The 21,065-nt window shown below is 41.3% G+C and carries 21 protein-coding genes; 11 read left to right on the plus strand and 10 right to left on the minus strand.

Going from position 1 to position 21,065, the window contains the following annotated elements:
- Nucleotides 1-27: 27 nt before the first annotated feature.
- The 5 genes from AC4E8C_RS21565 to AC4E8C_RS21585 all read right to left on the minus strand — a co-directional run bounded on the left by AC4E8C_RS21565 (nucleotide 28) and on the right by AC4E8C_RS21585 (nucleotide 4,434).
- Nucleotides 28-528 (minus strand): TRAP transporter small permease, encoded by a 501-nt coding sequence (locus AC4E8C_RS21565; protein ID WP_490208682.1) that lies wholly within the window; start codon nucleotides 526-528, stop codon nucleotides 28-30.
- An 81-nt stretch (nucleotides 529-609) separates the two neighbouring features.
- The gene (gene dctP, locus AC4E8C_RS21570) at nucleotides 610-1,689 is read right to left on the minus strand and encodes a TRAP transporter substrate-binding protein DctP (RefSeq protein WP_490208683.1); all 1,080 of its coding nucleotides are present in this window, start codon (nucleotides 1,687-1,689) and stop codon (nucleotides 610-612) included.
- Nucleotides 1,690-1,725: 36 nt separating this feature from the next.
- The gene (locus AC4E8C_RS21575) at nucleotides 1,726-2,601 is read right to left on the minus strand and encodes an isocitrate lyase/PEP mutase family protein (RefSeq protein WP_490208684.1); all 876 of its coding nucleotides are present in this window, start codon (nucleotides 2,599-2,601) and stop codon (nucleotides 1,726-1,728) included.
- Nucleotides 2,602-2,616: 15 nt separating this feature from the next.
- A complete protein-coding gene (locus AC4E8C_RS21580) occupies nucleotides 2,617-3,141 on the minus strand; it encodes a 3-isopropylmalate dehydratase small subunit (RefSeq protein WP_490208685.1) in 525 nt (174 codons plus the stop codon).
- A 6-nt stretch (nucleotides 3,142-3,147) separates the two neighbouring features.
- Complete coding sequence (locus AC4E8C_RS21585) at nucleotides 3,148-4,434, minus strand: 3-isopropylmalate dehydratase large subunit (protein WP_490208686.1); 1,287 nt, start codon at nucleotides 4,432-4,434, stop codon at nucleotides 3,148-3,150.
- A 148-nt stretch (nucleotides 4,435-4,582) separates the two neighbouring features.
- Between AC4E8C_RS21585 and AC4E8C_RS21590 the strand changes: the two genes are divergently transcribed.
- Entirely contained in the window at nucleotides 4,583-5,173 is a 591-nt protein-coding gene (locus AC4E8C_RS21590; RefSeq protein ID WP_490208687.1) for a TetR/AcrR family transcriptional regulator, read from the plus strand.
- Between the two features lie 198 nt (nucleotides 5,174-5,371).
- Here AC4E8C_RS21590 and AC4E8C_RS21595 read toward each other — a convergent pair whose 3' ends face one another.
- Nucleotides 5,372-5,989 carry a GntR family transcriptional regulator gene (locus tag AC4E8C_RS21595; RefSeq protein ID WP_490212624.1) on the minus strand — a complete coding sequence of 206 codons (618 nt, stop codon included), beginning with the start codon at nucleotides 5,987-5,989 and terminating at the stop codon, nucleotides 5,372-5,374.
- Nucleotides 5,990-6,215: 226 nt separating this feature from the next.
- Between AC4E8C_RS21595 and garR the strand changes: the two genes are divergently transcribed.
- The 3 genes from garR to AC4E8C_RS21610 are packed head-to-tail and all read left to right on the plus strand — an operon-like array spanning nucleotide 6,216 to nucleotide 9,918.
- Entirely contained in the window at nucleotides 6,216-7,109 is an 894-nt protein-coding gene (garR, locus tag AC4E8C_RS21600; RefSeq protein WP_490208688.1) for a 2-hydroxy-3-oxopropionate reductase, read from the plus strand.
- Between the two features lie 3 nt (nucleotides 7,110-7,112).
- Nucleotides 7,113-8,546, plus strand: coding sequence for a four-carbon acid sugar kinase family protein (locus AC4E8C_RS21605; protein WP_490208689.1), 1,434 nt, complete (start codon nucleotides 7,113-7,115; stop codon nucleotides 8,544-8,546).
- 52 nt (nucleotides 8,547-8,598) lie between these two features.
- Nucleotides 8,599-9,918 carry a gluconate:H+ symporter gene (locus tag AC4E8C_RS21610; protein ID WP_490208690.1) on the plus strand — a complete coding sequence of 440 codons (1,320 nt, stop codon included), beginning with the start codon at nucleotides 8,599-8,601 and terminating at the stop codon, nucleotides 9,916-9,918.
- Nucleotides 9,919-10,417: 499 nt separating this feature from the next.
- On the opposite strand, the gene AC4E8C_RS21615 is transcribed toward AC4E8C_RS21610, so the two are convergent.
- A complete protein-coding gene (locus tag AC4E8C_RS21615; RefSeq protein WP_490208691.1) occupies nucleotides 10,418-11,218 on the minus strand; it encodes a prohibitin family protein in 801 nt (266 codons plus the stop codon).
- A 335-nt stretch (nucleotides 11,219-11,553) separates the two neighbouring features.
- On the opposite strand from AC4E8C_RS21615, the gene AC4E8C_RS21620 reads away from it, so the two are divergent.
- Both AC4E8C_RS21620 and AC4E8C_RS21625 read left to right on the plus strand, forming a co-directional pair.
- Nucleotides 11,554-12,501 (plus strand): L-lactate dehydrogenase, encoded by a 948-nt coding sequence (locus tag AC4E8C_RS21620; protein ID WP_490208692.1) that lies wholly within the window; start codon nucleotides 11,554-11,556, stop codon nucleotides 12,499-12,501.
- 83 nt (nucleotides 12,502-12,584) lie between these two features.
- Nucleotides 12,585-13,799 (plus strand): MFS transporter, encoded by a 1,215-nt coding sequence (locus AC4E8C_RS21625; RefSeq protein ID WP_490208693.1) that lies wholly within the window; start codon nucleotides 12,585-12,587, stop codon nucleotides 13,797-13,799.
- Nucleotides 13,800-13,845: 46 nt separating this feature from the next.
- Here AC4E8C_RS21625 and AC4E8C_RS21630 read toward each other — a convergent pair whose 3' ends face one another.
- Nucleotides 13,846-14,274: a CBS domain-containing protein gene (locus AC4E8C_RS21630; RefSeq protein WP_490208694.1), complete on the minus strand. Its 429-nt coding sequence runs from the start codon at nucleotides 14,272-14,274 to the stop codon at nucleotides 13,846-13,848.
- 154 nt (nucleotides 14,275-14,428) lie between these two features.
- Here AC4E8C_RS21630 and AC4E8C_RS21635 point away from each other — a divergent pair, with 154 nt between their 5' ends.
- Complete coding sequence (locus AC4E8C_RS21635) at nucleotides 14,429-15,346, plus strand: nuclease-related domain-containing protein (RefSeq protein ID WP_490208695.1); 918 nt, start codon at nucleotides 14,429-14,431, stop codon at nucleotides 15,344-15,346.
- A gap of 758 nt (nucleotides 15,347-16,104) precedes the next feature.
- Entirely contained in the window at nucleotides 16,105-17,445 is a 1,341-nt protein-coding gene (gene brnQ, locus AC4E8C_RS21640) for a branched-chain amino acid transport system II carrier protein (RefSeq protein ID WP_490208696.1), read from the plus strand.
- A gap of 673 nt (nucleotides 17,446-18,118) precedes the next feature.
- Here brnQ and AC4E8C_RS21645 read toward each other — a convergent pair.
- Both AC4E8C_RS21645 and AC4E8C_RS21650 read right to left on the minus strand, forming a co-directional pair.
- A complete protein-coding gene (locus AC4E8C_RS21645) occupies nucleotides 18,119-18,421 on the minus strand; it encodes a hypothetical protein (protein ID WP_490208697.1) in 303 nt (100 codons plus the stop codon).
- Between the two features lie 49 nt (nucleotides 18,422-18,470).
- Nucleotides 18,471-18,665 (minus strand): hypothetical protein, encoded by a 195-nt coding sequence (locus AC4E8C_RS21650; protein ID WP_490208698.1) that lies wholly within the window; start codon nucleotides 18,663-18,665, stop codon nucleotides 18,471-18,473.
- Nucleotides 18,666-18,797: 132 nt separating this feature from the next.
- Here AC4E8C_RS21650 and AC4E8C_RS21655 point away from each other — a divergent pair, with 132 nt between their 5' ends.
- From AC4E8C_RS21655 to AC4E8C_RS21665, 3 genes are all read left to right on the plus strand, one after another.
- A complete protein-coding gene (locus tag AC4E8C_RS21655) occupies nucleotides 18,798-19,526 on the plus strand; it encodes an amino acid ABC transporter ATP-binding protein (RefSeq protein ID WP_490208699.1) in 729 nt (242 codons plus the stop codon).
- A gap of 18 nt (nucleotides 19,527-19,544) precedes the next feature.
- Nucleotides 19,545-20,351, plus strand: a complete 807-nt coding sequence (locus AC4E8C_RS21660) for a transporter substrate-binding domain-containing protein (protein ID WP_490208700.1) — start codon at nucleotides 19,545-19,547, stop codon at nucleotides 20,349-20,351.
- Between the two features lie 75 nt (nucleotides 20,352-20,426).
- Nucleotides 20,427-21,065, plus strand: coding sequence for an amino acid ABC transporter permease (locus AC4E8C_RS21665; RefSeq protein WP_490208701.1), 639 nt, complete (start codon nucleotides 20,427-20,429; stop codon nucleotides 21,063-21,065).

Below are 21,065 nucleotides of genomic sequence, written 5' to 3' on the forward strand. Positions count from 1 at the left end.
AAATTTCTAGTATAGTTAGAAAAATAATCATGGCCCTTCTATCGGACTTTCGTTTGAGTCCATTTTAGATATAAAAATAGAGATTAATAGTCTGATTGACATAATGAAGGATCCTAAACAAATCATAAATACGGCTGGTGTAAGGGGATAAGCTAGACTACTAACAGACCGAATATCCTGTTGAAGATGTCTAATAAATAACAAGTAAGAAGTATACGTAAGAATAGCAAATATACTGGCAGATAAGATTTTTACTAAAATATCTAATAAGGCCTTTATTCTTACAGAAAGAAACTTCTGCAATAACTCCACTTTAACGTGTCCGCCATTTTTTTGAGTGAAGCTCATGGCAAGATAAACAACCATGACCATTAAATATTCGCCGGTAAATTCAATAACGCCCGTAATCGGTTTATTGAACAGAAACCGAGAAACGGCATTAATAAAGATCAGCAACATCATACTAAACAAAGCAAAACTAGCAATATACGCCAAAATCTGATCAACCTTATTAAAAAGTTTTGACAAGATACACTCCCCCATGTTCGAACAAATCTAGTTTATTCTAGTTAGGGTATTCGCCAGTCAAGACGAATACCCTTTTATCCACTATTTCTGTTCAGCGATTAGCTTTTTAAATTGATCTAGTACTTCCCCAATCTTCGAACCACTTTTCTCTTGCTCTGCAACCCATGCTTCATTAAATTTTTCGTACTTCTTTACCCAATCTTTCTTTTCTGCATCGGAGAGGGTTTTGATTTCCATTGTCTTTGACCATTCTCCAATGATTTTTTTATTCTGATCATCATCTGCCTTACTTCCACTATCTGCTGCTTCTGTTGCTGCTTGTTGGAAGGCTTTTTGAACGTTCTTAGGAAGCGATTGCCAAACATTTTCATTTATAATGAATCCGCAGCTTCCGGCACCGAAACTAACTCCTTGTGTACCATATTTAATTAATTCTCCTAATCCAAACGAATCAAGCGTAGTGGAATACTGGCCTACTTGATCGACAATCCCTTTTTCAAGTCCTTCATATAATTCAGGTGTCGCAATCGTAACCGGTGTTCCGCCAAACTCCTTGATTAACTCACTCATAAATGCTCCGGAACTTCTTACTTGCTGACCCTTTAAATCACTAGGGGATGATGCTAACTTTTTAGTACTGAATAAATCAAAGGGATTAGTCACATATCCAAGCAATGGCCGTACACCATTTTTTAAATAATCGGTTTCAAGAACAGTCCCTTGCTGAATAAGTTTATGGAAGGCCTTTGTACCTTGGTTACTAGAAGTAAATAATCCAGGAAAACCAGCAACGGAACTGCTGTATGGCATTCTATCAGATGTATACGATGGAATAAAAAACGCAATATCTGTTACACCTTGGGAAGTTAAATCAAGATAATCGCTCACATTTCCTAACTGCTGGGATGGGTAAAATTCAAATTTGACTTGACCATCTGTTAATTCCTCTACTCGCTCCATAAACGGCTTCGTCACTGTCTTAGAGAAGAAAGCATCCGGTGCTTCATGTGAGGCAAACTTTAAGACAACTTTCTTTTTAGAATCGGTTGATGACTTTTCTGCCCCTTCTTTAGTAGAACCACTGGTAGAAGAAGAACCTCCACAAGCCGCCATCATTAATACTAAACAAAGAACCAGAAATGACATGATAAATTTTTTCATCGCCATACCCCTTTGGAAAATGAATTTATACTGCTATTATTTTTGTAATGCGGAAAGATATTGATCTTGTAATCTTTCAATTTCCTTAAATTTAATCAACTCTTTAAATTCACTAAGCGGCATCATTTCCGTTTTCATGTCATTTGTTTTTCTAAAGCTGACCAGTTCACTTAAGCCTTTCTGAACCGCAGCACTTGCTAGTAACAGCGGGACTAGTGGAAAGTGAACAAATTTACAATTCATTTCTCGCAGTAATTCCTCAGGTAAGCCCTTAGGCGCAAATACAGTCATTTGGACCGAGAGTGGAACTGACACACTTTGGCCAAACCTCGCTAGACCAAATTCATCGCCGTTTACATACGATAATGGCTGGATAAAGTCTGCCCCTGCCTCAATATAAGCATTTGCTCGTTTAACCGCTTCCTCTCCCTCCGCATCAGTACGAGCGATAATAACAAAATCCTTATCCGTTCTTGCATCCACGGCTGCCCGAATCTTCGCCACTCCTTCTTCTAGCGAAATAAGTTCCGGCTTTGAGTTAATACCAAGCGGACACCGTTTAGGTACGACTTGATCCTCTAAAGTAATTCCTGCGACCCCTGCTTTTTCAAACAGTTTTACCGTTCGCATGACATTTATAGCGTTCCCATATCCCGTATCGGCATCGGCAATAACCGGCACGCTTACGGCATTCACTATACGCTCAACCACCTGTAAATTTTCCGTTGCTGTATAAAGCTCTGCATCAGGTAAACCGAGGGCACTGGCTGAAATCCCAAATCCTGTTGTAAAAACTGCATCGAAGCCGGCATTCTCGATCATGATGGCACTTAAAACATCATAAGCTCCTGCTGTGTAAAGGAACTCTTTTTCGTTAATCAATTTTCTTAGATCATTTGCTTTACTAGACATATGAGGCTCCCCTTTTTATTGTCCGATTTTTTGTTCATTAGCAAAACGTTGTTTCAGGTAGGCAATATGTCCGCCTAAGTCAATGATGTGTTTATCTGACTTTGGCAGCGGCTCATACGAGATCTTTTCAGTAGTAGATTCGTTGATGATATAAGATTCCTTCCAATTCACCGTAAGTGGATCGAAGCGTTTTACCTTTTCCAAAATACCTTTACACGTAATCAGTGGTACTCCATCTGCTACTTGACCACGATAAAAACCAGGGGAAAAGGATTCTGCAATAATACCTGCGATTCCAAGATGCCGTAAGACCAGCATCGGCGGTTTATGCGGGTGCCCATAGCCAAAGTTCCTTCCGCCCAAAATCCAATCACCCTGTTGAACTTTTTGAACAAAATCAGATTCATAGGGTTTCATACAGACTTTTACTAGATTATCAATATTGGTTTCTTTAATATTCTCAATTCCTATGACACGATCAATATCAAAATGGGATTCATTAAAAATCCAAATGACGCGGCCCTTAAGAATGCTTTCCAAGTAGAATCACCCCTTTGTCTCCACTAAGTAATTTGAATCCATATACTTTCTCGGGTCAGTGATGACTCCGTCAATTGCCGATGCGGCTACAGTGGCAGAACTTACTAGAAAAATATCAGCCTCCGTACTTCCCATTCTTCCAGGGACATTCAAGGTAGCTGTTGATAATGCCTTTTGCCCAGCAGAAATCGTCCCACTTCGTCCAAAACAAAAATCACAACTTGGGGCAGCTATAAAGGCGCCAGCTTCAAGGAAGATGGACAAAAGCCCCTCTTCAGAAGCTTGATGCATTAATTCATTGGATGAAGGAATAATATTCAACTTAAAGTGCGGATTTACCTTCCTCCCTTTTAAAATCTCTGCCGCAACCCTCATGTCATCAATGGTTCCCCCGACACAGGAACCAATGTAACCCTGGTCAATTCTAGTTCCTACTACCGTACTAAGCGGCGCCACATTGGCAGGAGATGGCGGAAGGACCACTAATGGTTCCAAATCAGTTAAATCTATTACATATTCATCCACATACTGTGCATCTGAATCAGGCTTTAGCAGTTCAAAGTCATTTAAAGCCCGATCCTTTAAATAGTCTTCTACACGTGCATCAGGCACCATGATGGCGCTTACAGCTCCAACAAACATAACCAAACCGCAAATAATGGCCCGGGCATCAATACTTAACTGTGCAATAGCTGGACCATCAATTTCTACTACATTTGATAAACACCCATCAGGTCCAATTTTGGACTGGATGTAGTTATAAATATCCCTTGCTGTTACACCTTTTTGGGGAGTTCCTGTAAGTGTAACTTTGACACTTCCAGGCACTTGGACCATTACTTTTTCTGAAAAGTAAGCTTCAAATAAATAACGGCGATTGCCAATCGCTAACGCTCCAAGCGCACCTAAAGCGCTTACATGTCCGTCATAATGAAATAAAAACGATCCTGGTGTGGCGTATCCGAGCTCACGAGCAAGCTGGTGGCCGATTCCTTTTCGTTCATACAACGTGATCCCTTGCTCTTCGGCAAAACGCCGTGTTTGTTCATGAAAAGCCTCTTCCTTCGCTGTAATCGTTGGGGTCATATGGTCAATAAACAAAACAAACTTTTCTGGATTTTTCACTTTTGTTAATCCAAATTCTTCTTTCATCTGTTTCTCAATGCGGTCCGTATAACCTGGAAAATCATAAGCCAAAACATAATCAGGCGAAACCATTAGTTCATCCCCTGGCTTGACAATTTCTTTTCCTGCTGCGCGTGCTAAAATCTTTTGAGTTAATGTCATTCCCATTTTTAACACCTCCAAAAATAGATGGTAGACCTCACAAGTGACCATGGTCACTGACCGCGGTCATTGTTTTTTTTAATTATATAATCTATAATGAAATTGAGTCAATACAATTATTTTGAAAATACAGAATATTTTAGGGGTGAATGTTTTGAAACCACGCCAAATAAGTGCCAGGCAAACGAAAGAAAAAATTTATAAAGCTTCTTTAAAACTATTTATTGAAAACGGTTTCGAAAATGTATCAATTACGGATATTACAAAAGAAGTAGGTACGGCCAAAGGAACCTTCTATACACACTTTAAGTCGAAGGATCAAGTAGTCGTTGAACATTATAAGAAAATCGATGATCATTATGAAACGGTCCTTCAAACCCTGCCAACTAAACTATCAAACTATGAAAAAATAATGGAAGTTTTAAAAGAGGGATTTATCTATACGGAAGAAATCGGTAAAGAGTTATTAAGAGTCGTCTTAATCAGTCAAATCAGCGGCAAAGAGGATATCCCGTTTGTTATGGATAGCAGTCGGAAAATATATAGAATATTGTTCAGTTTAGTCGAAAATGGTCAACAAAGTGGCGAATTTTCTGCAGAACACAATCCCAACGAACTAGTAGTAGCCGCCCTGCAACATTATAGCGGCGTTTATATGAGATGGTGTTTATTAGATGAGGAAGACTCATTATCCGAAATAGGTCTAAAATCAATGAAGTTGTTAATAGAAAGTTTTAGAATATAATTCTGGCCCAGTGGGGCTTGAGGCACCACCGGTACGGTTCTGATGGCTCCTATTAGACCGTAAAAGGGGCAGGTACATTTGCTTAACCCAGCAAATGTACCCGCCCCCTTTTTTTTTCGGTTGCCTGAGCACGTGCTAAACTGAGAATATCATGATTGGGGAACCGGCAGAACCGTCCCCATGGCACTCCACATGACTCTAACTCAACAAATGCAAACAAAACTCTAAATCCGCTTTTAGATGAGCCTTCATGAGCTTTTCTGCACTCACTCCGTCTCTCGCTTTAATAGCACTATAGATTTGTTCGTGTTCATCAATAAGATGGGGCCGGTTGTAAAAGACCACCGTTTTACGAAATAAATAAATAATCGAAGACATCCTGTCCATGATATCAATCATGACTGGGTTATTGGTCGCTCCTACGATAATTTCATGAAAGCGCGCATTCGCCTCCATGATTTGCTCGACCGTTCCTGACTTTCCAATCTCGACACATCGGTACAGTTCTTCAAGATCATTTTCTATTAAATAAGAAGCGGCACACTGAGCGGAATAGCCCTCGAGCAGCATCCGTACTTGAAACATATTACGCAAGTCCTTTTCGGACGGCTTTACCACTCGTTTATTCACAATAAGTCCTTCATGCTCCAACTTTCGAATCGATTCCCGGATTGGCGTCCGACTGACACCTAATTCAGCGGCTAATTTTTCCTCGACAATTTTTGTACCACCCGGAAGTTCTCCACTTAGAATCCTATCTCGAAGAATTTCATAGGATTGATGGGATGCAGGACGAGAACGCTTACCTTCTACCAAACTGTTCACCTCAATATCTCTTCATACCTGCTATTATCTTAACAAAATTCATGTAAAAAAAATACAGAAGACCAAAATGGTAATTTTTTTCGTACACAAATTAGACGAAAATGTATACAATTTTATATAAACGGTGTACAATACTTTTTGTAAACGATATCAGAAAGCGATTGCAGTTAGTAAATCGCTAAAATTATAGGAATCAAACCCACGAGGAGGAATTATCATGGAACAAAAAGTTGGTTTTATCGGTCTAGGAATCATGGGCAAACCAATGGCATTAAATTTATTGAAAGCTGGGTTTAGTCTTACAGTCAATGATTTAAATCAAGAAGCAGTCAAAACTGTCGTTGAAGCGGGCGCTGTAGCTGCACCTTCAGCAAAAGAAGTAGCTGCAAACAGCGATGTCATTATTACGATGTTACCTGCCTCCAAACATGTGAAAGAAGTTGTCTTAAAGGAAAATGGAATCCTGGCTGGAGCAAAAGCAGGTGCAGTCATTATCGATATGAGTTCCATCACTCCTGAAGTCTCTCGGGAGCTAGCAGCAGAAGCAGCGAAACAAGGTGTTGGCATGTTAGATGCCCCAGTCAGCGGCGGCGAACCAAAGGCTATTGATGGGACACTCGCGATTATGGTCGGCGGTAAAGAGAATGTATTTGAAAGCGTTAAACCGGTCCTTTATGGAATGGGCAAAGACGTTACCTTAGTCGGCGACAATGGCTGCGGCGTTACCGCAAAGCTTGCTAACCAAATTATTGTAAACCTTAACATTGCCGCTATGTCTGAAGCGCTTGTTCTTGCCGCCAAGGCAGGCATTGATATTGAAAAAATGTACCAAGCCATCCGCGGCGGTCTTGCTGGAAGTGCTGTCCTTGATGCAAAAGTACCATTGATTCTCGATAGAAACTTCGTTGCGGGCGGCAGCATTGCCATCAACATGAAAGACATTACCAATGTCATGGACACAGCACATGAAATTGGCGTACCGCTTCCATTATCCAGCCAGTTGCTTGAAATTTTCCATGCCTTAAAGGTAGATGGAAAAATTAAAGACGACCATGGCAGCATTGTTCGCTATTATGAAAAGCTTGCCAATGTTGAAGTAAAGAAGGCGTAAATCATGACTGAGACAAAAAGATTATCCGTCGACTATCTAGAAACTCTTCCTGAAGTGGATTGCCAAAAGGTGGACAGCTTACTAGGAGACGCACTTAAGAGTTTAAACAAAAAAATTATTGTTCTTGATGATGATCCAACCGGTGTCCAAACTGTTCATGATATTTCAGTGTTCACAGATTGGTCAGTGGAAAGTATCGAACAAGGCTTTAATGAAGCACAATCGATGTTTTTCATTTTAACGAATTCGCGGGGATTTACAGCGGAAGAAACCGAAAAAGCTCATCATGAGATTGCCGCTAACATCTTAACTGTAGCTTCCAAATTAAATCGTGAATTCCTGATTATTAGCCGTGGCGATTCTACACTTAGAGGCCACTATCCACTAGAAACAACCGTTTTGAAAGACACTGTGGAGGCAGGTTCTGATTTGAAAATTGATGGCGAGGTCATTCTGCCATTTTTCAAAGAAGGCGGCCGTTTGACGATTAACAATATCCACTATGTTCAATACGGTGAAGAACTTGTTCCTGCCGGGGAAACAGAATTTGCTAAAGACCGTACCTTCGGCTACTCCAGTTCTCATTTAGGAGAATGGATCGAGGAAAAATCAAAGGGCGCTTATCTTGCGAAAAATACTTTATATATCTCCCTCGAGCAATTACGAGCTTTGGAAATCGGTGCGATCACCGAACAACTTTTACAAGTAAACGATTTTAATAAAGTGGTCGTCAATGCCATCGACGAAGTCGATGTAAAAGTATTCACGATTGCTTTAGTTCAAGCACTCAACGCTGGGAAGAACTTCTTATTTAGAAGTGCTGCCGCTCTTCCAAAGGTGATTGGCGGTGTCAGTGATAAGGAATTGCTCACAAGAGATGAACTTATAATAGATGAAACCGGGAATGGCGGATTAATTATTATCGGCTCTCATGTGAAAAAAACCACTGAACAGCTGGAAAAATTAAAAGAGTTAACGACAATTGAATTTATCGAGTTTAATAGTCATTTAGTTTTACAACCAGAGCAATTCAAAGCCGAATGCGACCGAGTGATTGAAACAACCGAATCACTCATCCGTTCAGGTAAAACCGTTGCCGTTTATACAAGCAGACAGCGGCTTGACCTTGGCGAAAATAAAAAAGAAGAAGAGTTAAAATTATCCGTTGCGATTTCTGATGCCGTGACAAGCATCGTCACCAGACTACAGGTAAAACCGAACTTCCTTGTTGCAAAAGGTGGAATTACCTCAAGTGATGTGGGCACAAAAGGTTTGAAAGTAAGAAGAGCAACCGTTGCAGGTCAAATTAGACCGGGGATTCCTGTCTGGAGAACAGGGGATGAAAGTAAGTATCCAGGCATGTCCTATGTTATTTTTCCTGGCAATGTTGGAACTGTTGACGATTTAAAAAATGTTGTTGAGATTTTAAGTAAATAAGTGGAATGCCTTTACGGCATTCCTCACCTTCAAAGGGGAAAGAGGGAGAAACATGCCAATCGTTTATATTTGTATAGGGGTAGCCCTATTGCTATTATTAATGGTCGTCTTCAAGTTAAACGCTTTCATCTCATTAATTATTGTTGGATTGCTCGTCGGTGTTATGGAGGGGATGTCCCCAGTTGAAGCCATGACGTCCGTCACAAGCGGTTTGGGCGGAACCCTTGGTAATCTCGTACTGGTTATTGGATTTGGGGGAATGCTCGGTAAACTGATGGCTGATTCCGGGGGCGCACAGCGAATCGCCACCACTTTGATCAAAGCATTTGGTAAAAAGAGAGTCCAGCTCGCTGCCGTTTTAACCGCGGTGATTGTTGGTATTGCGCTATTTTTTGAAACCGGTGTCGTCGTCTTGATTCCATTAGTCTTTACGATTGCCGCTGAAGCCGGGGTACCGATTCTGTATATCGGAATGCCCGTCATTGCAGCGTTAATCACTATGCACGGCTTTGTTCCGCCGCATCCTGGACCAACAGCTGTTGCCGATGTCTATCATGCCAATATCGGAAAAACATTATTATACGGAATTTGTATTGCCATTCCTGCGGTCTTTATCAGCGGACCATTATATACAAAAACGTTTAAAAAAGAAGATTTAGAAGTAGATATTCCAAAAGGACTTTTTAACCCTAAGCATTTTAAAGAGGAAGAAATGCCTGGTTTCGGAATTAGCGTGTTTACTGCTCTTATTCCAGTTATTTTGATTGCCTTCCAAGCAGTCGTAGAAATCGCTATGCCGGAATCATCCCTTCTACCTGCTGCTAAATTTTTAGGAAATCCTGGTTTTGCCTTATTGCTTGCAGTCGTTGTCGCAATCTTTACCTTTGGTTTAAACCGCGGCAAAAAAATGCCAGAAGTCATGAACTCAATCACAGAATCAATCAGCAGTATTGCCATGATTCTCTTAATTATTGGAGCAGGCGGTGCGTTTAAACAAGTATTGATTGATAGTCATGTCGATAAATATGTGGCTGATCTAATGGCTGGTTCCAGTATGTCACCATTAATCCTAGCTTGGTTAATCGCTGCCATCTTACGGGTAGTGTTAGGCTCCGCAACTGTTGCCGGATTAACCGCAGCTGGTATCGCCGCACCACTCGTAGCGTCTGCACACGTAAGCCCAGAACTAATGGTGCTCGCAACTGGGGCAGGAAGTATGACCTTCTCCCACGTAAACGACGCCGGCTTCTGGATTTACAAAGAATACTTCAACCTATCCATCGGCAAAACCATCCGCACCTGGTCCGTCATGGTAACCATCGCATCCCTCGTTGGACTTGCTGGGGTGTTGATTATTAATATGTTTATTTGATAGTTGCCATGGGGACTGTTCTCATGGGTCCTTATTGGAAAAGGGAGGGTTCATTTGCTTGAGGAAGCAAATGAATCCTCCCTTTAATCTTTCTGCCCTATTGTTCCCTTTTCCCTTTTTAAGGAAGAATGGTCTCGGTTGGTAAATGCAACGTCTTTCCTTTTCCCTTTTGAATGAAAAGTTAGCTCGTTTGGTAAATGCATGGACTTTCCTTTTCCCTTTTGCTCGAAAAATTGGATCGTTTGGTAAATGCACTGCCCTTCCATTTACCTTTTGCTCGAAAACTCAGCTCGCTTGGTAAATGCACGGCCTTTCCTTTTCCCTTTTGCTCGAAAAATTGGATCGCTTGGTAAATGCACTACCCTTCCTTTTACCTTTTGAATGAAAAATTGGATCGTTTGGTAAATGCACGGCCTTTCCTTGCAAAGTGAGTGTGGGCCAGCCCCTCCTACTTAAAAGAGTAGTAAAGGTCTGGCCCACCATGCACCCTCATAATCTATTATTTAGTAATCCCATTCACATCAATAAAGGGCGTCGCTCCGCCAGTAACACTTGGCAGGCGGCCATCCCATTTTTCCAACGCCTTTTCTTGCACTTCAATTTGCTTTAATTGAATTAACTCCGGGGTAACCTCTTGTTTTTTCAGCCTTAATGCCTCTGCTTCAGCACCCGCCTGGGCGACCTTCTGCTCTGCTTCAATTTTAATCCGCTCTAAATCCCGCTGTGCTCGTAAGGCATTTTGTTCAGCCGTTTGTTTCGATTCGATCGCTTTATTGAATTCGTCGCTAAAAGCAAACTCTTTAATATTGATGTCTTCTAGAATCATATAATACTTGGTTAATTTACCCGCCAGCATTTCCTTCACTTTTGTCGACACTTCCGGACGTTTCGAAATTAATTCTTCCGCTGTGTACTGGGCAGTCACCGCTTTGAGTGATTCAGCAATCGCGGGATCCACGATCCTCGAACGATAATTCAAGCCGATTTCTTGATAGAGGGTATTGACCGCCCCTGGATCAACCGAATAGTTGACCGCCACAGTGGCCGTAACCATTTGCAGGTCCTTTGAGGCTGCTGTTTGGGAGCTTTCTTCCTTTTGAACCCGTACTTCAATCTGCTGAACGGATTGGATAAAGGGAATCTTGAAATGAAACCCTTCTGATAAAATAACGGGTTTAACCGCACCTAGTTGCAATAGAACTCCTCGATTCCCCGAGGCTACGGTTGTAGCTGACAGAAAAATCAAGACAATAATAACAACTGCAATAACGCCGCCGATGATGGATTTCCTATATGGCATTTCATTTCCCCCTTTGCACTAAAGAGTGACGTCACACTAAAGTATGAATAAAACGCCAACTTTATTCATAAACTAGCCATTTCGGAAATAGAAAGAGGATGAAATTACGCCACAACCTAATAGATAGAGAGGCTGAACACACGACTCAGGGGATCTTATATCCTTAGTGATGAGCACAAAACACATCGGCTAAAAAATGTAAAGGCTTCCATTTAACAATTCAAATTATTGTCACATCCATTGTGAAAAACTTCACAAAGTAAGTGTTATACTAACACCGTCAAGTTAGTAAATTAAACAGTTATTCCACTTCATTTATAAAGGAGATTATCATCATGGAAAATAGAAATAAAAAGGTAAATCGGGTTGTCTTAGTGGGAACAGGTGCTGTTGGCTGCAGTTATGCTTATTCGATGATTAATCAAGGCGTGGCGGAAGAGTTAGTTCTCATTGATGTGAATGAAGCCAAATCCGAAGGCGAAGCAATGGACCTGAATCACGGAATTCCATTTGCACCCTCACCTATCAAGGTATGGAGTGGTTCTTATGAAGATTGTGCAAGTGCGGACTTAGTCGTCATTACAGCAGGATTAGCTCAAAAGCCTGGTGAAACCCGTCTACAATTAGTCGAAAAGAACACGAAAATTTTTAAAGAAATCGTAAAAAACATTATGACGAGTGGATTTGACGGCATTTTCTTAGTCGCAACCAATCCTGTTGATATTTTAACCTATGTAACTTGGAAAGAGTCCGGCCTGCCAAAGGAACGTGTCATTGGTTCCGGTACCGTATTAGACTCAGCACGTCTCCGTTTTGCCCTTGGCCAGCATTTCAACATGGACACACGCAATGTTCATGCCTATATCATTGGTGAACACGGAGATACAGAACTTCCCGTTTGGAGCCGTGCTTCCGTAGGTGTGGAAAGACTTGAGGAACTCCCAGCTGAAAAACTGAACAAAGAATGCTTAGAGAACATTTTCGTAAATGTCCGTGATGCCGCCTACCATATTATTGAACGAAAAGGCGCAACGTACTACGGAATCGGCATGTCGCTCGTTCGCATTACCAAGGCCATTTTAAATAATGAAAACTGTATTTTAACTGTATCTTCCTACCTGGATGGACAATATGGACAACAAGATGTGTTTATCGGCGTTCCTGCTGTCATTAACCGGGGCGGAATCCGTGAAGTCATTGAAATTGATCTGAATGAAACCGAGAAGCAACTATTTAACCACTCAGTCACTGTGTTAAAAAATACAATGATGCCTGTAATCTAAGCTTTCCACAGGGACGATCTTAGTGTCAAAGGAACCATAAGAACCGTCCCTATGGTACCCCTACTGAAAGAAGATGAAAAACGATGAATCATACAAAAAAAGGTTATTTTATGATGGCCGTTTTATGGCTGGCTTATGTAACCTTTGCCATGAACTGGGTGGCCGGTTCTTCCTTGACACCACAAATAACCCAAACCTTTTTTGGCGGCCCGGTGGATCCGATTATTTCTCAAGTAGTGAATTACTCGATTACGACCGCTCGTGTATTTGCCAACATTTTAGCCGCGATTGTTCTGATGAAATTAGGGCCAAAAAAAGCAGCCGGCACCGCCATCGGTCTGTTGATGATGGGACTAGTCGCCATTTATCTTCCTAATTATTGGGCCTATACCGTCGCTCGAATGGTCATGGCCGTGGGGGGTTCGATGGTCATTGTCTACATGAACCCAATCGTGGCACACTATGTCAAAAATTCACAAGTTAAACTGCGCATTAATGCGGCTAATACGGTGGCCTATAATGTCGGTGCCTTTATTGTAGCCGTTTTATTTACCGTTTTTGCTAAGCAGATGGTCGTGAACTGGCGGCTAACCTTAACGTTTTTTGCCTCTTTAACGATTTTATTTTTCATCGGCTGGCTTTGGAAAGCAGAGACCTTTGAAACAAAAGAAACGGGTGGAGAATCTGAAAAATATGGCTATAAAGATGCGCTCAAGGACGGATTTCTCTGGCGCTATGGCCTGGCGTTCGCTTCCTTTTTAACACTGTATGTATTATCGCTCGTAAGCTTTAAGGCCATTTTTGATCAATATACCTTGTTAAATGGATCGGTAACGAACCTATTAATTTCGGGGTTTGGCATTCTTGGTACATTTGCAGGGATTCGAATTGGAAATAAAGGAGTGGCTCGCAAGCCGATTCTTCTGTTCTCTGGTATTGTCATGGTAGGAACATTTGCCCTTGCGATCGTTTTTGCTAATAAGGTTCCGCTGCTATCCTATACCCTTATTTCCATATCGGGATTTGCGATGTATATCCAATATCCAATCTTTTTGAATCTCCCCCATGAATTAAAAGGGATGACTCCACAAAGATTGACAATCATGTTCGGGTTATTTTGGGCAATTGCCTATGCCGGCCAAACCATCGCAACCATCGTTTGGAGCTTTATCTTAGGACATTCCGGCTATACACCAGCGATGATCTTCTTTATCGCTGCCTCCAGCTTGTACATCTTCCTGGTGGCTACCTTCCCTGAAACGAAACAAAAGGAAGTTGCCATCAGAAAAGCAGCATAAACCAAACATGGGGAAGGTTCTTTCTGAAAGAACCTTCCCCATGTTGTCATTTAACCGGTCCAACTGGATCAGAAATTTCCTTTAGCGCTTCCCCGGCTTTTTCACTTGACCGGTCATGGATCGCTAAATCACCAAGCGAGACCATTCCGACTAATTTTTCGGATTCATCCACGATCGGAAGGCGGCGAATCTGTTCGTGGGACATAATTTCAACCGCTTCCTCAATCGACATTTTTTTCGTACCTTTCACCACAATATTTGTAAGTAATTCAGAAACAGGTGAATCAGCCGATAAGTCATTGGCGATTCCCTTGATGACTAAATCACGATCGGTAACAATCCCCGCTAATTTTTCATTTTCACAAATGGGAATAACCCCAACATCTAGTTCTTTCATTTTTTTAGCTACTTCTTTGCAAGTACTATCAGGAGTACAACTATCCACTTCGGTTGTCATAACATCTGCAACATACATACTAGCTCCTCCTTTTTTGTTCTTCCTACTTTCATACCCGCCCTAATTTAGGGTTAAACCCTCCAAGTTTAAATGGTAACAAAGAATTCAAACAATTTTCATGTTTCTTTTTGTAAGATAAATATGGACAATTTTAATAGAAAGGAAGTTTAATATGCAGCCTTACAAATATCGGACGAAATCAAAGGAATTAAGGGTTCTGAGTTCCTTAAACGCACGAATGGAATTATCAATAAGGGACAAGCAGCATTATACCACCCTTGCAAAAGGTTACAAGGGCGAGGTGCTCTTTGACCAATTAACCTCGTTGCACCTGCAAAATGATTTTTACATTTTAAATGATTTGTGCCTCGAGTATAATAAATCCAGTTTTCAAGTTGATACCTTAATTATTTCTCAGCAAACGATTTATCCTTATGAAATAAAATATTTTGAAGGGGATTATCGGTATGATGGCGGGGAATTCTATCCAAAATCGTCCAATAATGAAATAAAAAATCCTTTGGACCAATTAAAACGAACGAAATCTCTTCTCCGCTTTGTCCTTAAAAATCTCGGCTGCCAATTACCGCTTGAAGGGTCCGTAACCTTTGTAAACCCCAATTTCACTTTATATCAAGCCCCATTACACGAGCCGATTATTCACCCAAATCAGCTTCAAACCCTAATGAAAACGTTAAACAATATCCCTTCAAGACTAACCAACCGCCATAAAATGCTTGCGGATCAATTAGTCTCCCTCCATCAAACCGAATCCCCCTATACTCGATACCCACCTTATCATTATGATCAACTGAAAAAGGGATGTATTTGCCCAGTGTGTGACACATTAATCACTTCCATGGTGAAAAAACGGAAGATGGTTTGTCAAACCTGCGGCCACGAGGAAACTTTGGATGCTGCGGTCTTGCGGTGTGTAGAGGAGATCAAGCTGCTATTTCCTGATCGAAAAATAACCACTAATTTGGTTTTTGATTGGTGTGGGGGGGTTGGGTCTATAAAAGCGATACGGAGAATCCTAATGCAAAACTATACATCGATTGGCCAAAGGCATCAAAGATATTTCGAGTAGGAAATATCAATCTAATTTGGTTAAACACTACTGATTTTTGCGGGAAGGCTTTAATTCTTAGTGTTTTTCCTAATTTGGGTAATGGGGGACCCTTCCTTTTACCTTCGGAGCTCCTTTTTCCTCGCTAAGGTAAATGCAACCCTTTTGCTTTTACCTTGGGGGCTCTTTTTTCCTCTATAAGGTAAATGGGGGACCCTTCCTTTTACCTTCGGAGCTCTTTTTTCCTCACTAAGGTAAATGCAATCCCCTTGCTTTTACCATCGGAGCTCTTTTTTCCTCGCCAAGGTAAATGGGGGACCCTTCCTTTTACCCTGGGAGCTCCTTTTTCCTCGCTAACGTAAATGCAACCCTTCCCGCTTTTACCTTGGGAGCTCTTTTTTCCTCACTAAGGTAAATGGGGGACCCTTCCTTTTACCCTGGGAGCTCCTTTTTCCTCACTAAGGTAAATGCAACCCTTCCGCTTTTACCTTCGGAGCTCCTTTTTCCTCACTAAGGTAAATGCAATCCCCTTGCTTTTACCTTCGGAGCTCTTTTTTCCTCTCTATGGTAAATGCAACCCTTCCGCTTTTACAATTATGACTCAGCTATGTATTATTACTGAATTTTACAATCAAAATCCATTAAAAGTATGTCTTATCCTTGCCTTAAATCCTACCCCCATGTTCATCTCCCATAAATTATAGTACAATCATTCAATGGGGAAAATAACTCATGGGAACCGTCCCCCTCTACCATTTCAACTTAGAAGGAGCACTTAAATGCAACAACAAAAAATATCTTTTTCTACTTATGCCATAATTGGAACAATGCTGTTTGGGATGTTCTTTGGGGCGGGGAATTTGATTTTCCCGATTCAAATGGGGCAGCTTGCGGGCACGAACTTTTGGCCGGCTTTAATTGGCTTTTTGGTAACCGCTATCGGCCTGCCGTTTTTAGGGATTTTAGCGTTTGGGTTATCCGGGAGTAATGGACTGCGTGACTTAGCGGGCCGCGTCCATCCACTATTTGGCGTTGTCTTCGCGATGGCACTTTACTTAACGATTGGACCATTTTTCGCGATTCCACGTACTGCCACGGTACCTTTCGTCGTCGGGTTTGAACCGTATATCAATCCAGCGCACGGAACCTTATATCTTGGACTCTTTAGCTTTGTGTTTTTTGCAATCGTTTATTATTTTTCATTAAATCCAGCGAAAATTATCGACTATATCGGCAAATATTTAACACCGGCGTTCTTAGTGTTTTTATTCATCTTAATTGTCACGGCGATCGTCAAGCCGATGGGACACTTCACTCAGCCAACCGGTGACTATCGAAATTTGGCCTTTATCACGGGCTTTAAAGAAGGGTACAATACGATGGACGCCCTTGCCTCACTTGCGTTTGGGATCGTGGTTATCCATGCGATTAAGGGACAAGGCATCACCGATCCAAAGGCAATTGCGAAGGCCACTTGGAAATCAGGGGTATTTGCGATGGCATTAATGATGCTGATTTACGGACTCATTACCTATATGGGGGCATCGAGCGTAACCGCAATCGGAACATTCGACAATGGGGGGCTAATTTTTGCTGAAGTCGCCCAGCACTATTTCGGTTCATTCGGCGCGATTTTATTGGCGATCATTATTGTACTAGCATGTTTAAAAACAAGCATCGGACTGATTACATCATGCAGCGAATTTTTTAATAGTGTCTTTCCAAAAGTAAGCTATAAAATGTTCGTGCTCGTCCTATGCCTTGTATCGTTTATTATCGCGAACTTTGGCTTGAATAATATCATTCAATTCGCTGTGCCGGTATTAATGTTACTGTACCCGTTAGCGATTGTGCTGATTTTACTCGCGCTCACATCCTCCTTATTTGGCCATAAGCGAAGTGTGTATGCAGTATCCATGTTGCTCACGTTTTGCGTCAGCTTCTTCGATGGATACAGCACCTTGGTCAGCAGCTTGCCTGGAGCGGCAGTCCCTTTGTTCGAATCCATAAAAGCGATTTATGTAGATAATTTGCCACTCTATGCCCTTGGCCTTGGATGGATTCTTCCGGCTGTCGTTGGGGCCGTCATTGGCTATATCTGGCCCACTCGGAAAATGTAACACGGGTGGAACACGGGGACGGTTCTCTTGCACTATCCATAATGGATGGAGCAGGAGAACCGTCCCCCTGTCTTTTAATTGAATAATATCAATCAATTATCACAACCTAAGATAAAAAATAAGGGATGGTTATTGTGATAGCAAATTTATTCAGGATAGGGAACGCCATCATTTTGTGGGCTATTGTCATCAAATTTCTTCCTAAACAATCCTTTAAAAAATATTTACCCGTTACGTTATTCTGCTCATGTATTTTGTTAATAGAAGCACTGCTAAACCCCATTTTCAATTGGTGGAAAGTAAAAGGCGGTACCAAATACATGATATTCGATGCCTTAGCCTTTATCTTCGGACCATTTTTTACGATTAATTTGTGGATCTTTCATTTTACATATGGAAAATTCTCTCTATATGCCCTATGTAATTTAATCATGGATCTAGTTTTTGCATATCCCTTAAACGCATTTTTCCAGAAAATTGGTCATTATAAACTAAAAAAGTTTACCTCTACAACCCTTTTTCTTATTTCATTTTCACTAGCTCTTTTAAACTACGGTTTTCAAAAATTCATCGAAAAACCAAATTCCTCAGAGCGATCCTAGTGCCACATGGGGAAGGTTCTCTTGCACTATCCTGTGTGATGGAGCAGAAGAACCGTCCCTTTGCATCATTGTTAATCGTAGCGAACCTGCTCTTCCCCCTCAATGATTAACTCCAGTTCTGTAAAAAAGTTGAGTTCTAGCGGTGCCGGTAAGCTTTCAATGATTTCTCGAATTTCGATAAGATTTTCTGCCTCATCGATCGTCGTTGGCGGTTGTTCTAAATGCTGATACCAAATCTTTAATTCATCAATAAACTCATAAAAATGCCGCTCAAACCGTTCGGCACATTCCTCGCTTTCATCCTCTGAAGCTTTCTTCATCATTTCCCAATCTTCCAGGGCAGCTGCCAATTTCTCTTTAACCCGATTGATCACTTCATCACTCCTTGTCTTTTTGAATCCTATGGGTCGTGTAACGAACTAGCTAAATGTTATTTATTGAATAATTATAACAAGGAAATAAGACTTTCTCTTGTAATGGTGAAAAAAGAATTGTCGGAATGAGTAAAAGAATTTCCCAGACAATAATACAACTTTCAACAAATTCAACAGGGATCCAATCGTCCATATCTCCTATCGACCCTGTTTTTGGTACACGAGAACCCTCCCCATGCCCCATCAATGCTCCACCCTCCTAGTTCCTTTGTCACGATTTGACAAGTAGACGATATATCCATATAATTTATTATATTCGGAAAATTACTAAAAATGGGATTTGTCTATTTAATTAGTTCGGATCAGGAGGTCAAGCATGATTGTATTTAGTCAGGTCAATAAGTTTTATGGGGATTTTCATGTCTTAAAAGATATTAATCTCACAATCAATCAAGGTGAAGTAGTCGTGGTCATTGGTCCATCCGGTTCAGGGAAAAGTACCTTGCTGCGCTGTATCAATCATCTTGAAACGATTTCCGATGGGACTCTTACCGTAAATGGGATCGCCGTAGCCGATAAAAAAACAGATATTAATAAGCTTAGACGCAATATTGGGATGGTTTTTCAGCATTTTTATTTATATCCTCACAAGACAGTGCTTGAAAATATCACGCTTGCTCCTATGAAAGTACTAGGCCAATCGGCAACAGAGGCAAAAGAAACAGCCAGACATTATCTCGACAAGGTAGGCATATTAGATAAAGCTGATTCTTATCCTTCCCAGCTTTCCGGAGGACAGCAGCAGCGTGTAGCTATCGCCCGCGGTCTCGCTATGAAACCGCAGATTATGCTTTTCGATGAACCAACCTCAGCACTAGATCCTGAAATGATCGGCGAGGTTCTGGATGTTATGAAGACTCTCGCTAAGGAAGGCATGACGATGGTCGTCGTCACGCATGAAATGGGCTTTGCTAGAGAGGTTGCCGACCGAATCGTCTTTATGGATGAAGGGCGAATATTAGAAGAAGCAGTTCCGACTGAGTTTTATGAGAATCCGCGTGAAGAACGGGCTCGCTTATTTCTCAGCCGTATATTAAATCACTAATTAATAGGGGGAAATGGAATGATCAAGAAAAGAAATTTTGTAAAAGCAGCATTAGTTACCGCCATGGCAGCACTTATGCTTGCCGGCTGCGGCACAGACAAGGCGTCTACGGAGAAAAGTAAGGATGCACTTGCTCAAATCAAGGAAGATAAGAAAATCGTGTTTGGGGTAAAGCACGACACGCGTCTATTTGGATTGAAAAATCCGTCTACAGGTGAGGTCGAAGGATTCGATATCGATCTATCCAAAGCACTAGCGGAAGAAGCGTTTGGCAAAGATGTCAAGCCGGAATACGTTGAGGTTACATCAAAAACCAGGATTGGCCTCTTGAATAATGGGAAGGTTGATGCGGTTGTTGCAACCATGACCATCAGCGAAGAACGTAAAAAAGAAGTTGATTTTACAGATGTCTATTTTGAAGCCGGCCAATCCTTACTTGTGAAAAAGGGCAGCAAGGTGAAGAGCATTGATGACTTGAAAAAAGGTACCACAGTACTTGCAGTAAAAGGCTCGACCTCTACGATCAATATTCGTGAGAAAGCTCCTGAAGCAACCGTTCTAGAATTCGAAAACTATGCTGAAGCATTTACAGCTTTAAAGGCTGGTAAGGGTGATGCTCTAACAACAGATGATGCCATCCTTTATGGTATGGCTGATGAAGATCCTTCATATGAACTTGTTGGTGGAACATTTACAGAAGAGCCTTACGGAATTGCCGTGAAAAAAGGAAATAAAGAGCTTGTTGATGCGTTGAATAAAGCACTAAAAAGCTTAAAAGATTCAGGCAAGTATGATGAAATTAAGGATAAATGGATTAAGAATTAACTTTTAAACCAGGTTTCTCATCAGGATGGGGCAAGGGTACGTCCCTGCTCCTCTTGATTATTAGGAGGAGATCGTTTGTTGGATTTCTCAATACTTACAAATAATTTGGATTTATTTTTACAAGGATTAAAAATTACTATTATTGCTAGTTTAATAGCTTTGCTATGCAGCTTTATTTTGGGAGCCCTTCTTGCGGTCATGCGAATTTCCCCACTTAAGCCTCTTAACTGGATCGGGACGGTCTATGTTGAATTTATTCGGAATATCCCTGTTCTGGTTATCGTATTTTTTACTTTTTTGGCCGGAAACTTTGGCGGGATGACAGCAGGAACCATTGGGCTGACCATCTATACAGCCGCCTTCATTGCCGAAGCGATTCGTGCCGGCATTATGGCGGTGCCAAAAGGGCAAATGGAAGCAGCCCGCTCGACGGGATTAACGTATGGTCAGGCGATGAGAATGGTCGTACTCCCTCAGGCGATAAAGATTGTCATCCCTCCTCTTGGCAACCAATTTATCAATTTGGTTAAAAATTCATCGTTATTAGCAGTCGTTGCAGGAGGAGATTTAATGTATCAGGGGGATTTAATCTCGGCAAAGACCTACGTCACCTTTGATACCTATGTGTTTGTGGCCTTATTTTATTTAATTTTAACGGTACCATTAAGTCTTTGCGTTGGATATTTAGAAAAACGCATGGCGCGAAGTAATTAA

The organism is Neobacillus sp. SRL179, from assembly GCF_984799095.1.

What these genes read in the sequence shown, in the direction of transcription:
- dctP (WP_490208683.1), bottom strand. Translation starts at nt 1,689, where the DNA reads ATGAAAAAATTTATCATGTCATTTCTGGTTCTTTGTTTAGTATTAATG.
- AC4E8C_RS21575 (WP_490208684.1), bottom strand. Translation starts at nt 2,601, where the DNA reads ATGTCTAGTAAAGCAAATGATCTAAGAAAATTGATTAACGAAAAAGAG.
- AC4E8C_RS21585 (WP_490208686.1), bottom strand. Translation starts at nt 4,434, where the DNA reads ATGGGAATGACATTAACTCAAAAGATTTTAGCACGCGCAGCAGGAAAA.
- garR (WP_490208688.1), top strand. Translation starts at nt 6,216, where the DNA reads ATGGAACAAAAAGTTGGTTTTATCGGTCTAGGAATCATGGGCAAACCA.
- AC4E8C_RS21605 (WP_490208689.1), top strand. Translation starts at nt 7,113, where the DNA reads ATGACTGAGACAAAAAGATTATCCGTCGACTATCTAGAAACTCTTCCT.
- AC4E8C_RS21610 (WP_490208690.1), top strand. Translation starts at nt 8,599, where the DNA reads ATGCCAATCGTTTATATTTGTATAGGGGTAGCCCTATTGCTATTATTA.
- AC4E8C_RS21615 (WP_490208691.1), bottom strand. Translation starts at nt 11,218, where the DNA reads ATGCCATATAGGAAATCCATCATCGGCGGCGTTATTGCAGTTGTTATT.
- AC4E8C_RS21620 (WP_490208692.1), top strand. Translation starts at nt 11,554, where the DNA reads ATGGAAAATAGAAATAAAAAGGTAAATCGGGTTGTCTTAGTGGGAACA.
- AC4E8C_RS21625 (WP_490208693.1), top strand. Translation starts at nt 12,585, where the DNA reads ATGAATCATACAAAAAAAGGTTATTTTATGATGGCCGTTTTATGGCTG.
- AC4E8C_RS21630 (WP_490208694.1), bottom strand. Translation starts at nt 14,274, where the DNA reads ATGTATGTTGCAGATGTTATGACAACCGAAGTGGATAGTTGTACTCCT.
- AC4E8C_RS21635 (WP_490208695.1), top strand. Translation starts at nt 14,429, where the DNA reads ATGCAGCCTTACAAATATCGGACGAAATCAAAGGAATTAAGGGTTCTG.
- brnQ (WP_490208696.1), top strand. Translation starts at nt 16,105, where the DNA reads ATGCAACAACAAAAAATATCTTTTTCTACTTATGCCATAATTGGAACA.
- AC4E8C_RS21650 (WP_490208698.1), bottom strand. Translation starts at nt 18,665, where the DNA reads ATGGGGCATGGGGAGGGTTCTCGTGTACCAAAAACAGGGTCGATAGGA.
- AC4E8C_RS21655 (WP_490208699.1), top strand. Translation starts at nt 18,798, where the DNA reads ATGATTGTATTTAGTCAGGTCAATAAGTTTTATGGGGATTTTCATGTC.
- AC4E8C_RS21660 (WP_490208700.1), top strand. Translation starts at nt 19,545, where the DNA reads ATGATCAAGAAAAGAAATTTTGTAAAAGCAGCATTAGTTACCGCCATG.